The organism is Shewanella sp. ZOR0012, assembly GCF_000798835.1.
GTDB classification, from domain to species: Bacteria; Pseudomonadota; Gammaproteobacteria; order Enterobacterales; family Shewanellaceae; genus Shewanella; species Shewanella xiamenensis.
Map to the genome: position 1 here is coordinate 1 of NZ_JTLE01000068.1, position 214 is coordinate 214.

Annotated in this window: 1 rRNA gene; it reads right to left on the reverse strand. The window is 44.4% G+C overall.

Annotation, left to right across the window (positions count from 1 at the left end):
* Positions 1–70, reverse strand: a 5S ribosomal RNA gene (gene rrf, locus L976_RS01575); the annotation flags it as partial.
* Between the last annotated feature and the right edge of the window lie 144 nt (positions 71–214).

Here is a 214-nt window from a genome sequence, read left to right on the forward strand (position 1 = left end):
CGGCGCGATTGCGTTTCACTTCTGAGTTCGGGATGGGATCAGGTGGGACCACAATGCTATTGTCACCAAGCAAATTTGGTATCTACTCCCCATTTTATGTGGGCAGTAAATGAATTCGGAAAGCTGTATTGAGTATCACTTCTTAAGTGTTCATATTCGTCTAAGTGCTACTTAGCAAAACCCATCTGGGTTGTATGGTTAAGCCTCTCGAGTC